The sequence below is a fragment of the Streptomyces sp. NPDC042371 genome (genome assembly GCF_056437465.1).
This window is the reverse complement of the sequence record NZ_JBWKAP010000006.1, coordinates 315891-328042: the sequence shown is the minus strand read 5'-3', so window position 1 is coordinate 328042 and position 12152 is coordinate 315891. Positions and strand designations below refer to the sequence as shown.

Annotated in this window: 13 protein-coding genes; 3 read left to right on the top strand and 10 right to left on the bottom strand. The window is 70.3% G+C overall.

What is annotated here, in order from left to right:
* Position 1: 1 nt before the first annotated feature.
* The 8 genes from AC068B_RS20580 to AC068B_RS20545 all read right to left on the bottom strand — a co-directional run bounded on the left by AC068B_RS20580 (position 2) and on the right by AC068B_RS20545 (position 6955).
* Positions 2–787: an ABC transporter ATP-binding protein gene (locus tag AC068B_RS20580; RefSeq protein ID WP_478673062.1), complete on the bottom strand. Its 786-nt coding sequence runs from the start codon at positions 785–787 to the stop codon at positions 2–4.
* Entirely contained in the window at positions 784–1725 is a 942-nt protein-coding gene (locus AC068B_RS20575; RefSeq protein ID WP_356254266.1) for a FecCD family ABC transporter permease, read from the bottom strand. Before AC068B_RS20575 ends, AC068B_RS20580 begins: the two co-directional genes overlap by 4 nt.
* A 65-nt stretch (positions 1726–1790) precedes the next feature.
* On the bottom strand, positions 1791–2816 hold the full coding sequence (locus tag AC068B_RS20570) for a FecCD family ABC transporter permease (protein ID WP_478673061.1): 1026 nt from the start codon (positions 2814–2816) through the stop codon (positions 1791–1793).
* Positions 2813–3808, bottom strand: coding sequence for an ABC transporter substrate-binding protein (locus AC068B_RS20565; protein WP_478673060.1), 996 nt, complete (start codon positions 3806–3808; stop codon positions 2813–2815). Before AC068B_RS20565 ends, AC068B_RS20570 begins: the two co-directional genes overlap by 4 nt.
* 102 nt (positions 3809–3910) lie before the next feature.
* The gene (locus AC068B_RS20560) at positions 3911–4762 is read right to left on the bottom strand and encodes a siderophore-interacting protein (RefSeq protein ID WP_478673058.1); all 852 of its coding nucleotides are present in this window, start codon (positions 4760–4762) and stop codon (positions 3911–3913) included.
* Complete coding sequence (locus tag AC068B_RS20555; RefSeq protein WP_356253250.1) at positions 4759–4998, bottom strand: phosphopantetheine-binding protein; 240 nt, start codon at positions 4996–4998, stop codon at positions 4759–4761. The genes AC068B_RS20560 and AC068B_RS20555 overlap by 4 nt, the downstream gene beginning before the upstream one ends.
* 394 nt (positions 4999–5392) lie before the next feature.
* Positions 5393–6226 carry a heparin lyase I family protein gene (locus AC068B_RS20550; RefSeq protein ID WP_478673056.1) on the bottom strand — a complete coding sequence of 278 codons (834 nt, stop codon included), beginning with the start codon at positions 6224–6226 and terminating at the stop codon, positions 5393–5395.
* A 162-nt stretch (positions 6227–6388) separates the two neighbouring features.
* Positions 6389–6955: a DoxX family protein gene (locus tag AC068B_RS20545; protein ID WP_478673054.1), complete on the bottom strand. Its 567-nt coding sequence runs from the start codon at positions 6953–6955 to the stop codon at positions 6389–6391.
* A 122-nt stretch (positions 6956–7077) separates the two neighbouring features.
* Here AC068B_RS20545 and AC068B_RS20540 point away from each other — a divergent pair, with 122 nt between their 5' ends.
* The 3 genes from AC068B_RS20540 to AC068B_RS20530 all read left to right on the top strand — a co-directional run bounded on the left by AC068B_RS20540 (position 7078) and on the right by AC068B_RS20530 (position 8964).
* Positions 7078–7227, top strand: a complete 150-nt coding sequence (locus tag AC068B_RS20540; protein ID WP_478673052.1) for a hypothetical protein — start codon at positions 7078–7080, stop codon at positions 7225–7227.
* Between the two features lie 131 nt (positions 7228–7358).
* Positions 7359–7931 (top strand): dihydrofolate reductase family protein, encoded by a 573-nt coding sequence (locus tag AC068B_RS20535; RefSeq protein WP_478673050.1) that lies wholly within the window; start codon positions 7359–7361, stop codon positions 7929–7931.
* A 28-nt stretch (positions 7932–7959) separates the two neighbouring features.
* Positions 7960–8964, top strand: coding sequence for a YdcF family protein (locus AC068B_RS20530; RefSeq protein WP_356253263.1), 1005 nt, complete (start codon positions 7960–7962; stop codon positions 8962–8964).
* A 205-nt stretch (positions 8965–9169) separates the two neighbouring features.
* Here the strand turns inward: AC068B_RS20530 and AC068B_RS20525 are convergent, their stop codons facing one another.
* Both AC068B_RS20525 and AC068B_RS20520 read right to left on the bottom strand, forming a co-directional pair.
* Positions 9170–10255: a LacI family DNA-binding transcriptional regulator gene (locus tag AC068B_RS20525; protein ID WP_478673048.1), complete on the bottom strand. Its 1086-nt coding sequence runs from the start codon at positions 10253–10255 to the stop codon at positions 9170–9172.
* Positions 10256–10337: 82 nt separating this feature from the next.
* Positions 10338–12098: a discoidin domain-containing protein gene (locus AC068B_RS20520; RefSeq protein WP_478673047.1), complete on the bottom strand. Its 1761-nt coding sequence runs from the start codon at positions 12096–12098 to the stop codon at positions 10338–10340.
* Between the last annotated feature and the right edge of the window lie 54 nt (positions 12099–12152).

The window sequence follows — 12152 nt, the reverse complement described above, 5'->3', positions numbered from 1 at the left end:
CTTACTCTCCTTGCAGGGTGGGGACGACCATCGGCGTATCGGTGACCGGGTCGGGGACGATGACGCTCGGCAGGTCGAAGACGTCCTTGATCAGCGCGGCGTCGACGATGTCCCCGGGGTCGCCCTCGGCGACGACCCTGCCGTCCTTCATGGCGACGAGGTGGTCGGCGAAGCGGCAGGCCTGGTTGATGTCGTGCAGGACGGCGATGACCGTGCGGCCCTCGTTGCGCAACCTGGCGAGCAGGCCGAGCAGTTGGTACTGGTGGGTGATGTCAAGGAAGGACGTCGGCTCGTCGAGCAGGAGGTAGGGCGTCTCCTGGGCGAGCACCATGGCCATCCACACGCGCTGCCGCTGGCCGCCGGACAGCTCCTGCGCCGGGCGGTCGCCGAGGTCCTCGACTCCAGCGGCCACCATCGCCTCGGTGATGGCCTCCTCGTCGTCCGGGGAGCGCAGGGCCAGCAGCGACTGGTGCGGGAAGCGGCCCCTGGCCACGAGTTGGCGGACCTTGATGTCCTCGGGGGCCAGGGGGTCCTGCGGCAGGAAGCCGAGCTGCTTGGCCAGGGCCTTCGCCGGATATCCGGTGACCTCGCGGCCGTCGAACTCCACGTGTCCTTCGTGGGGGCGAAGGAGCCGGACGAAGGCGCGCAACAGGGTGGATTTTCCACAGGCGTTGGGGCCCACGATGGCGGTGAACGCGCCGTCGGGGACGTCCAGGCTCAGCCGTGTGGAGACCACCCGGTCTCCGTAGCGCAGGGTGATGTCCCGCGCGGTCAGGCGTGCGGTCACGCGCGCCCCACCTCCTTGGTCAGCAGCCAAATCAAGTAGCAACCGCCGATCGCGGTGCTCACCACGCCGACCGGCAGGGCGACGGGTGCGAGGAGCATCTGGGCGATCAGATCGGCGCCCTGGAGCAGCACCGCTCCGGTCAGTGCGGCAGGGAGCAGCGGCACACCGGCCGCGCCCGCGAGCCTGCGGCCGATCTGCGGGGCGGCGAGCGCGATGAACGCGATGGGTCCTGCCACGGCGGTGACCGTGGCGGTGCAGCCGACGCCGACGAGCACCATGAGCAGCCGCAGTCGGCCGAGACCGACGCCGGTGGTCACCGCGATCGCGTCGCCGAGTGACGCCTGGTGCATGGCGTGGGCCCGCGACGCCATCAGGGCGAGGAGCACGGCGATCACCGCGAACGGGATCCCCAGGTCCTCCCAGCCGACTCCGGCGAGCGAGCCCGCGCTCCAGCCGACCGCGGCGATCGCCACCTCCAGGTCGGCGCGGAGCACGATCCACGAGTTGAACGCGGTGACCATCGCGTTGACGGCGATGCCGATCACCACGAGTCGCAGCCCGGAGAAGCCCCGGTCGAACGAGAGCAGGTAGATGACTCCGGCGACGATCAGTCCGCCGAGCACCGAGCCGGTGGCCAGTTGGGCGGACGTGCCCGACAGGACGGTGAGGGCGAAGAGGGCGCCGGTGTAGGCGCCCGCGTCGAGGCCGATCACGTCCGGGCTGCCCAGCGGGTTGCGCGTGAGGTTCTGGAAGATGGCCCCGGCCACGCCGAGGGCGGCGCCGAAGACGAGACCGGCGAGGACCCGCGGCAGCCGCCAGTCGGAGATGACCACGGAGCGGTCGGTGCCGGTCAGCGAGGCGAACACCTCGCCGGGGGTGGACCAGGACGCGCCGTAGCAGAGCCCGAGCAGGCCGAGGGCCAGCATCAGGGAGACCATCACGACGACGAGGACCACCGTGCGGCGTTCGGTCTTCGGTACGAGCGTTTTCAGTACGAGTGTGTTCACAGCGACCCCGCCCCGTAGCGGCGCACGGCCCAGATCAGCATGGGGCCGCCGAGGAACGCGGTCACGATGGCCACCGGCACCTCGCCGGTGGGCAGTAGCACGCGCGATCCGATGTCGGCGACGAGGAGCAGGATCGGGCCGAGCACCATCGTGTAGAGGACCAGCCACGGCACCGAGCCTCCGGCGGGCCTGCGGACCAGGTGCGGCACGATGAGACCTACGAACAGGATCGGTCCTGCCACCGCTGTCGCCGCCCCGCTGAGCACGGTGATCAGCACGAGTGCGGCGAGCCGTACCCGTCCGACGTTCGCGCCCAGCGTGTGCGCCACGGTCTCGCCGAGCGACAGGGCGTTGAGCGCCCGGCTCAGCAGCAGCGCGCCGGCCAGGGCCACGGCGATCACCGTCAACGGCAGGGCCATCGGCGCCTGTTCGCGGGCCGCGAGGGAGCCGACCGACCAGAACCGGTACGCGTCGAAGGTGTCGGGGAGCATCAGCCGAAGCCCCAGTGCGACGCCGCTCAGGACGGCGGTCAGGGCGACGCCCGCGAGCACCAGGCGCAGCGGCGAGTGCCGTCCGACCGCGACGACGAGGAGCGCGGCGGCGACGGATCCGATGACCGCGAAGCCCAGCTCACCGGCCTGATGGGCGGTCAGCCCGAGCGCCGAGCCGATGGTGATGGAGAACCCGGCGCCCGCGGTGACCCCGAGGATGCCGGGTTCCGCGAGGGGATTGCGGGCCAGCGTCTGGATGAGGGCGCCCGCCACCGCGAGGGCGGCGCCCACCGCGACGGCGAGCAGCGCACGCGGTGCGCGGACGTCCCGCACGATCACGTGGTCGTCGTTGGTGCCCTGATAGTCGAACAGGGCCCGCACGACCTCGCCGGGCGCGACCGGGCGGGCGCCGATGCCGATGCTGAGCACGGCGACGACGGCAAGCAGCACGAGGCCGCCGACGAGCAGGCCGATCTGCGGGACGGCCTTTCTGGTTCCGGCCGCCTCGGAGGCGCGGCCCGCGACGGTCACCGCTTCAGCAGGGGCGCGAACGACGTGTCGATCGCGTCGAGGGTCTGCATGGCCTGCCCGTAGGTCGCGGCCTCGGTGTAGCGCAGCGGGAAGGTCTTGCCTGCCTTGACGGCGGGCAGGTTCTTCCACAGCTTCGAGTCCATGACGTACTTGACGGGCTTGGGGATGCTGCCGTCGGGGTTGACCGAGTAGGTGATGGCGTCGGCCTTGCCGAGCGCGTCCGGGAGCTCCTCGATGGAGGGGTACTCACTGACGGACTTCGAGCCGGGGCCGGGCTTCTTGACCTTGCCGTAGTACTTGGCGCCGATGTCCTGGGCGATGTTGGTGCCCCACGAATCGCCGAACTCGCGCTGGAAGGTGCCCTTCGCGGTCTCGCCGTACGCGCCGACGTGACCGAGCTTGAGCTTCGGCAGCACGTCCTCGTACTTCTTGGCCAGCTTGGCGGCCTCGGCCTCGTACTTGTCCTTCGCGACGTCGTACTTCTTCAGCGCGCCTGCCGCGTCGGACTGCTTGTGGGTCAGCTTGCGCCAGGCGGCGGGCACGGTGGGGCCGAGGGCGACGACCGGGGCGATGCCTTCGAGCCGCTTGACGTCGATGTCGCCGAGCACCGGCGCCGGGACGCCGATGACGATCAGGTCGGGCTCGGCCTCGGCGATGGCCTCGTAGTTGGTCTCGGTCGCCAGCTCGCCCGCCACCTTGGGCGTCTTCTTGTACGTGGCGAGGTCCTGCTTGCTCATCATCGGCTCGCCCCGCTTCCACGAGGAGATCCCGACGAGGGGCGCGCCACCCTCGATCATGGCCGGGACGGCGTAGCCGGTGGCCACCACACGCTTGGGGTCGGACGGGATGGTGATCTTGCCGTTGTCGGCGGCGAACACCCGCTTCTTGCCCTTGCCCGAGTCGTCCGCCCCGCCGTCCGACGATCCGCACCCGGTCACCAACACCGCCAGCGCCACGGCACCGACCAGGCCCGACGATCTGCGTATGGACATGTTTCGCTCCTTGTTACTTAGGTAAGGCTCACCTTAGTAGATGACCTTGTCGGCAGGACAATCGGGCGCGCAAAGATTTCGCGCGCCCTTCCGGCCGGCTGTTCAGTGGTCGTCCTCGTCGAAGTCGGCGACGCCGCGCTTCCAGTACCCGGTGATGTCGTGGTCGGCCTTGCCGAGCCCCAACTCGTCACGGACCCAGCGGCGCAGGGGCTTGATCTGCCCGGCCTCACCGGCGACCCAGACGTAGACGCGCTCCCCCTCGGGCACGGTCACCGCGGTCACGGCCCGCACCAGCGCGCCGCCCGTCCCCGCGGGCAGACCGCCCCGATGCAGCCAGTGCACCTCCACGCCCTCGGGCGCGGAGAGCTCGATCTCCTCGTCGGCGTCGGCCACTTCGACGAACGCCCAGCCCTTCGCGGTCCGGGGCAGCTCCTCCAGCCAGCGCGCGACGGCGGGCAGCGCCGTGATGTCGCCCGCGAGGAGATAGCGGTCGTAGGTGTGCGGGACGATCAGCCCGCCGGGCGGCCCCGCGAGGTGCACGACGGCACCCGGCTCGACCTCGTGCGCCCAGTCCGACGCGAGGCCACCGTCGTGCGGGACGATGTCGATGTCGATCTCGCCCGTGACGGGGTCGTAGCGGCGCACCGTGTACTCGCGCGAGGTGGGCGCGGGCCGCGGCCAGCGCAGCATCGCCCCGTTCCGCTCGGGCAGCCGCAGCGAGCCGTCCGGCTCCGGGAAGATGAGCTTCACGTGCTCGTCCGGCGCGTGCGCCTCGAACCCCTCGGTGCCGGGCCCGCCCAGGGTCAGCCGCAGCAGTCCGGCGCCGACCTTGACCGTGCGTACGACCTCGACCTCCCTGATGCCGATCGGGTAGCCCACCTTCTCGGCGTGCAGGCCCTGGCGAACCTCGGTGATCCGGTCCAGGTGGCGGTGCCGGTGGTCGACCCGGGTCATGCGGCACGCTCCGTCAGAAGTGCCGTCCAGTGCCCCAGTTCGGGCTGCTCGGCCAGGTCGGGGAACTCCAGCGTGGTCGCCCCCGCGGCGCGCCAGCGCTGGACCAGGGTCATGATCCGCACCGAGTCGAGGCCGAGGTCGAACAGGTCCTCGTCGGGAGCGATCTCACTGGGGTCGCAGTCGAGCAGCTCCGCGATGTCGGCGCGGACGCGCTCGGGCGACAAGGTCTGGTCCATGGGATGGCTCCTTCTGGGATGAGCGCCGACCGCGTGGTCGACGCGGGGGCGGTGGTTGCGACGGGGGCCGTGGCGCCGGTCGGCATGGATGCGCGCGTCGTCGGGGCGTTCGCCGAAAGCGGGCGAATCCGACGTTCACGGGCAGCAGTTGGAGGCGGGCCGAGGCGATCGGTCCGTGGGGCACGGCGGCCTCGCCGACCACCCCGGTAGCCCGGAAGGCCAGGGCGGTCGGGCCCACGGCTCCCCGTTCCCAGGCAGCATGGACTCCCCTCCCCCCAGCGTTACTCAGGAAAGGCTAACCTAACTTAATCATGGTCATCGCGTGAAAACGGGAGGCCTCCTAGAAGGCCTCCCGTAGATTTCCGCGCCGCGCACCGGCGCGGCCACCGCGGGGTCAGTCGACGTCGGCCCGGGACTCCCCCATGGCCAGGCCGTCGATCCAGTTGATGGATGCCGTGCTCGCGTCGGTGCCCCAATAGGTGCCCCACCGCGGCTTGTTGCCGAGGTCGTCCCAGGTGCGGGCGCCCGAGCGGGAGGCGATCTCCTGGCCGTCCATATAGACCGAGAGCTTCCCGGAGCTGCCGGAGCTCGTGGTGATGCCGAGTTGGACCGAGTGCCAGGCGCCGGACGACCACGCGGCCGAGCCGATGGGTATCCACTCCTCGCCGGGAGCGACGTACCAGACCTTCAGCTTGCCGTCCTCCACCTTCATGATCACGGGGTAGTTCTGGCTGTGCTGGTCGTTGGTGCCGTTCGACTTCCACTGGAAGACGGTCTGCGCGTCGCCCGTCTTGGTCATCGAGTCCCAGCCGAACCAGTACGTGCTGTCGTTGCGGAAGGCGTACTCACCGCTCCCGGTCCGCACGTTGTGCGCCTCGCAGCGCGGCACGCCGATGGGCTTGTTGAACTTGAAGAAGTCGCCGCGGGCCGTGCCCCAGTTGTCGACGGTGACGCTTCCGGGCGCGTCGCACAGCGTGGTCCCGAAGACGTCGAGGCCGTTCGACGCGTCTCCGTCCCACAGCACGCTCTTGGCACTGTCGGCACCTTTGGCACCCTTGGCGCTCTCGCCACCCTTTGCGCTCTCAGCACTCTTTGCGCCCTTGGCGTCCGTCCGACCGGCGGGGGCCGCCGAGACGCCGATGGATTCAGGGGCGGCGACGGCCCAGGCCGCAAGGACGGCCACGATGATGCCGCCTGCTGAGGTGAGGGTCTTCCCGGTCCGGTTCACGGCTTGCTCCTGCGAGGTGGGGGGCGGCTAGGGGGGGGAGCCGCCACGAGGGTGCCACCGGCCCGCGACTACAGCAAGCGCTTGCACAACAGAGGTCTGAACCTTTCACGACCTCAACGCGTTCGCCCCCGCGCCGAATACCTCAACCCCCTACCCCAAGCCTCACAGATGCCGTGCGACAGCGTGCTGCGCACTGTCGGACATCGAGCGGACCGCCCCCGCCGCATCCTCCGCCACTCCGTTCAACGCGCGCGTGGCGTCGCGCCTGGTGCGCCTGGCCGCCCGTCGGCCGGACGCGGCCGCGGTACGGGTGCGGTAGGCGACGGACGGCTTGCCGTGGGTGTCGGCCGCCGCTATCAGGAGTCCGCCCAGCAGCGAGACGTTCTTGATGAACTGAGTGCGCTGGGCAGCCCGCCGCTCCGGGTCCTTCTCCTTCCACCAGGCGTGCCCGGCAAGGGTCGTCGGCACCAGCGTCCCGGCGAGCGCGAGGGCGGCGACGCGCGGCACGCGTCCGGTCGCCAGCATCAGACCCGCGCCGAGCTGCACCGCGCCGTTGATGCGCACCAGCCGCTCGGGATCCTCCGTGAGCCAGGGAATCCGGGAGGCGACGGGAGCGACCAGGGGCTCGGCGGCGGGCGCCACGCGCTGCGGGTCACGAAGGGTCCCAAGACCGCCCGTGACGAAGACGGAGGCGAGCATGGGGCGTGCACATTTCCTGAGAACAGCCATGCCCTTCGACTGCCCGTAAAGTACGAGGTCAGTCAAGCCGCATCACCGGGGCCGCGCCGGGTACGGGAACAGCAACGGACAGCTCACCCGCCGCGACGGCGGTGCGACCTCAGGAGGAACCCATGGCCGGACTGCTCGCACGCATCAGGGCCTACAGCCGCACACCACAGGGCCGAAGGACCGTCGAGTCGGCGCGCCGGGCCGCGGCCGACCCGCGCAAGCGCGCGCAGGCCCGCTCCCTCCTCTCCCGGCTGCGCGGCGGCCACCGCTGAATCCGACAGCCGTACGACCGATGAGTTCTGCCGCATCGTCCGGTCTTCAGTGGTGCGGGCTGCGGTGACGCGGTCCTCAGCGATAGTTGCCGCAGTCACGCACGCCCAAGAAGACCTTCGGGAGAACTCAGATGCGCACCCTGATCAGCACCGCCTTCGTGTCGCTCGACGGAGTCGTGGAGGCCCCGGGCGGTGAACCCGGCTACCGGAACTCCGGGTGGACCTTCAAGGACATCGAGTTCCTCCCGGAGGCGTTCGAGATCAAGGGCCGGGAGCAGCAGGAGGCCGCCGCGCTGATGATGGGCCGCGTCAGTTACGAGGCGTTCAGCCCCGTCTGGCCGGACATGGCGGACTTCGCGGGCTACAAGGTGATGCCGAAGTACGTCGTCTCCACCACCCTCGGCGAGGGCGACCTCGTCGACAACTGGGGCGAGACCACGATCCTGCGCTCGCTCGACGACGTCGCCGCGCTGAAGGAGACCGCGGGCGGCCCGATCATCGTCCACGGCAGTGCCTCCCTCAACCGGAGCCTCTCGGACGCCGGGCTGATCGACCGCTACCACCTGCTCGTCTTCCCCCTGCTTCTCGGCGCGGGCAAACGCCTGTTCAGCGACACCGACAAGGACATGCAGAAGCTGCGGCTCGTCGAACACGAGGCCTACGCCAACGGCCTGCAGAAGAACGTGTTCGACGTCGTCCGCTGACCTCTGCACCGCCCCCTAATCTGGGCGGATGTTGCTCTACGCCCCGGCGGCCCTCCTCTTCCTCGTCTTCTGTTGGCGGATGGTGCGCGAGCGCCGCCGGTTCGGCAACGCGGTCATCCTCGGCCTCGCCGCGCTCTGCGGCCTCGCGGCCTGGATGTACCAACTGATCTCGTCCGGCTCCACGACCGGGCTCGTCATCGCCGCCACGCTGCTCGCGCTGGGAGCCGTGGGCATCCTCGTCCTCGTGGGGCTGCTCTTCCTCAACGGACTGCAGATGGTGCGGAAGGAGGGCAGGAGCCCCTCCAACCTGCTGTCGCTGATGGGCGCGTTGTGCATCATCGGCGTCGTGGCCCTGGCGGTCACGGCGGCCGTGCTGCGGACGCCGGTGCTGATCGGAGTGGGCACGGCGGCGCTCGGCCTCGCCTGCTACCTCTCGTTCCTGTTCCTGAGCTTCGTCGTGTACGCGTTCCTCTACGGCCGCATGCGCATTCGCCGCAAGGCCGACTACGTGGTCGTCCTGGGCTCCGGTCTCCTCGGCGGGTCCACGGTGCCGCCGCTGCTCGCCAGCCGCCTCGAGCGGGCCCGGGAGGTGCACGCGCAGCTCAGCAGGAACGGCGGGTCCCCGCTGCTCATCGCCTCCGGCGGGCAGGGGCCGGACGAGGACGTGCCGGAATCCCACGCGATGGCCGACTACCTGGTGGAGCGCGGCTTCCCCGCGGATCTGATCGAGCGGGAGGACCGGTCGACGACGACGGACGAGAACCTGCGGTTCAGCAAGGCGATCATGGAGAAGACCGGTTCCGGCTACCGGTGTGTCGTCGTCACGAACAACTACCACGCCTTCCGCGCGGCGCTCATGGCCCGCCGGGCCGGGGTCAAGGGGCAGGTGGTCGGCTCGACCACGGCGGCGTACTTCTGGCCCAACGCGACGATCCGCGAGTTCGTGGCCGTCCTCGTCGCCTACAAGCGGACCAACATCGCCATGTGTCTGCTGTTCGTCCTCGGCGGCGTTCTGGCGTGGGCGACGCGCTGAGAGCCTGTGTCATCACCGGCCCGCTCCACCGTTCCGCCCGCACCGCGAGCGGAACGCGTGAGCGGCCGCGCCTCCCTGTCCCACGAAGGTGCGCGGCCGCTCAGCTCGGAGGTGGAGCCGCCCACTGACCGGTCAGCGACTCCCGCAGGATGTCACCCCTGCACTGATCGCCTGCCCACCTCCAAGAGGGATACACACCCGGGATTCATGTCGAATCCCGCACCACAAGCTCCGGCTCGAAGATCAGCGACGTCGGCTCCGTCCGGACGCCCTGGACGTGTTCCTGGAGCAGCCGCGCCATGGCCGCCGCCATCTCCTCCACCGGCTGGCGGACGGTGGTGAGCGGCGGACGGCAGGTGAGCGCCACGCTGGAGTCGTCGAAGCCGACCACCGCCACCTGCTGCGGCACCTGCCCGCCCCGCTCGCGCAGCAGCTCGCACACGCCCTGCGCCATGAGGTCGTTGGCCACGAACACCCCGTCCAGATCGGGGTGGTCGGCCAGCAGCCCGGCCATCGCACCGGCGCCGCTCTCCCGGGTGAAGGCCCCCTCCGCCATCGGCACGTACGCCGTCCCGGCACGCTCCAGCGCCTCCCGGAAACCGGCGAGCCGCTCCTGTCCTGCGGGCAGGTCCAGTGGTCCCGTGACGGTCGCAAGGCGCCGTCGGCCGCGCGCGAGGAGATGCTCCGCGGCCAGCCGTCCGCCCTCGCGGTGGGCCAGGTCGACGTAACTGATCGGGACGGGCAGCGCGGGCCGTGCGAAGCACACGGCGGGCAGCCCCTCGGCGACGAGCTGCGACGGCAGCGGATCCTCCGCGTGCGTGGAGACCACGAGGGCTCCGTCGGCGCTGCCCTGCCTCAGGAACTCCGTCACCTGTTTCCTGGCCGCCGCGCTCTCGGCGACCATCAGGACCGGGTGCATCGACCGCGGCCGCAGGAATCCGACCACGCCGCTGATCACCCTGCCGAAGAACGGGTCGGCGAACACCCGGGCCGCGAAGGCGTTCTGCACGCCGTCGCCGGGACGGCCTTCGTCATCGCGGCCATCGGTTCGGCCGTCGTCGCTCTCCTCGCCCGCGCCCGAGATGACCAGGGCGATGGTTTCCGTGCGCCGGGTGACCAGGGAGCGTGCCGCGCGGTTGGGTGCGTATCCGGTGCGTTCGATCGCCTCGCGCACCACGTCCCGGATGGCCGGGTCTACGTTGCGCACTCCGTTGATCACCCGGGACACCGTGGCACGGGAGACCCCCGCCTCCCGTGCCACGTCCTCGAGCGTCAGCGACTGTCTCTCCATGCGTGCACTCTAACTTCCCTGCACAGCAAGGTGATAGAGCGCTCTCCCGTCACGCGGCCGCCGTCGGCGGTGGACACCGGATTCACCGGTAGACGCCGAACTCGTAGAGCGAGTAGCCCCATCCGGTGCCGCGGGCGGTGCCGTGGACGCGGACGTAGCGGCCGGTGCCGTTGACGTCGAAGTCGTCGATGCCGCCGTTGCCGTCCTTCACCTCGTGGACGGTCCGCCAGTTCTGTCCGTCGTCGGAGGTCTGGATCGTGTAGACCTTCGCGTACGACGTCTCCCAGTTGAGCTGCACGTGCTTGAACGACTGGCCGGAGCCGAGGTCGACCTGCAGCCACTGGGGGTCGCTCCAGTCACTGGCCCAGCGGGTGGTGACCTTTCCGTCGACGGCGCCCGCGGCGGTGCAGGGGCAGTCACCGCCCCCGGCCTGCTGTGAGGAGGCCTTCGCCGTCCTGCCGAGGGCGATGTTCGTGCCGCCGACCGGCGGGGCCACCACACGCACCGAGCGCGTCTCGACGCCCACGTTGCCCTTGCCGTCGGTGACCTTGACGTAGATCTTCCACACGCCCGTACGGTCCGGCGCGGTGACCTTCAGACGGCCGTTGCCCTCGTCGGTGTGGCGCAGGGGCGTGAGGTTCTTGTCCTTGTCGATGTACATGCTGTTGGCGAGGACTTCGTAGCTCAGCGCGTCCCCGTCGGGGTCTGCCGCCTTCGTGGTCAGGGTGAGCGCGCCGCCCGCAGGGACCTTGGACGCGTCGCCCTCGACGGTCATCCCGGAGATGACGGGCGGGGTGTTGTCCCGGGAGGTGTCCGCGCCGTACGCCTTCTTCACGGCGTGGTACGCGAGCCGCTTCTGGCCCGCGGGCAGGAGGTTGAACCAGATGCCGCCGAAGTCGTACTCGGTCCCGTAGTGGAACATCGTGGCGCCCAGCGCGACGCCCTTGTGGCCGGTGACGCAGTTCCAGGCCTTGGTGTACCCCTCGGCCTTGGCCCGGTCGGTCGGCTCTTCCGGTACGCCGTTGGCGTCGTCCGGCACCTCCCACTCCCCTGCGGGGCCGGTCTCGGTGACGATGTACGGCTTGGTGTAACCGCCCTGCTCCCAGGTGGACTTGATGTCGCACACCGCGTTGTAGGAGTTCACGGCGTACAGGTCGAGGTCGGGGGCGTTCTTCTTGTAGTACGGCCACGCGCCGGTCCACGCGTCGGTCGAGGTGACGGGGTGGCCGGGGTCGACGGCGTGGATCTTCTTCGTGATGTCGTTGACGAAGGTGGTGTAGGCGTCGCGCTGGCGCTCGAGCTCCGCGCCGGTGTAGCAGTTCTGCAGCCCGAGCACCGACTCGTTGCCGACGTTCCACATCAGGACGCCGGGATGGTCCTTGTAGGTCTGCACCCACTTGGGGAACTCTTCGAGCATCTGGTTCTTGTACGTGCTGTCGGTCAGGTAGTTGACGCAGCCGCCGCTGCCGGGGCCGCCGCCCGGCTGCAGCCAGAAGCCCGCGATGACCTTGACGCCGTGGGCGGCGGCCGAGTCGAACAGCGGCTTGCTGGATGCGTCGGTGCCCCAGGTCCGGATGGTGTTGACGCCCATGGACTTGACGTCGGGCATGTACTTGTCGGCGTCGGCGACGCTCGGCCCCCAGGTCAGGCCCTTGATCTGGTAGGGGGAACCGTTCACCGACAGCTGCCAGTTGCCCTGCGAGCCGGTCACCTTCACCACGTTCCCGGCGGCGGTGGCCTGCTGGGCGGGCAGGGCGAGGGCGCCGGAGGCGAGCAGGGCGACCGTGAGCGGTACGGCCAGGCGCCGTCTCGTCGGCGGACGGGGTGTGCGGACTGTGGGCATGCGGGATCTCCTGTGGGGCTGGGGGTGGGGTCGTACAGGAGGGGGGATGGGCCC

Bases quoted from the DNA above. Each gene is read 5' to 3' on its own strand.
- AC068B_RS20575 (WP_356254266.1), bottom strand. From the start codon at position 1,725: ATGGTCTCCCTGATGCTGGCCCTCGGCCTGCTCGGGCTCTGCTACGGC.
- AC068B_RS20525 (WP_478673048.1), bottom strand. From the start codon at position 10,255: ATGGAGAGACAGTCGCTGACGCTCGAGGACGTGGCACGGGAGGCGGGG.
- AC068B_RS20555 (WP_356253250.1), bottom strand. From the start codon at position 4,998: ATGGACCAGACCTTGTCGCCCGAGCGCGTCCGCGCCGACATCGCGGAG.
- AC068B_RS20520 (WP_478673047.1), bottom strand. From the start codon at position 12,098: ATGCCCACAGTCCGCACACCCCGTCCGCCGACGAGACGGCGCCTGGCC.
- AC068B_RS20560 (WP_478673058.1), bottom strand. From the start codon at position 4,762: ATGACCCGGGTCGACCACCGGCACCGCCACCTGGACCGGATCACCGAG.
- AC068B_RS20545 (WP_478673054.1), bottom strand. From the start codon at position 6,955: ATGGCTGTTCTCAGGAAATGTGCACGCCCCATGCTCGCCTCCGTCTTC.
- AC068B_RS20565 (WP_478673060.1), bottom strand. From the start codon at position 3,808: ATGTCCATACGCAGATCGTCGGGCCTGGTCGGTGCCGTGGCGCTGGCG.
- AC068B_RS20540 (WP_478673052.1), top strand. From the start codon at position 7,078: ATGGCCGGACTGCTCGCACGCATCAGGGCCTACAGCCGCACACCACAG.
- AC068B_RS20535 (WP_478673050.1), top strand. From the start codon at position 7,359: ATGCGCACCCTGATCAGCACCGCCTTCGTGTCGCTCGACGGAGTCGTG.
- AC068B_RS20530 (WP_356253263.1), top strand. From the start codon at position 7,960: ATGTTGCTCTACGCCCCGGCGGCCCTCCTCTTCCTCGTCTTCTGTTGG.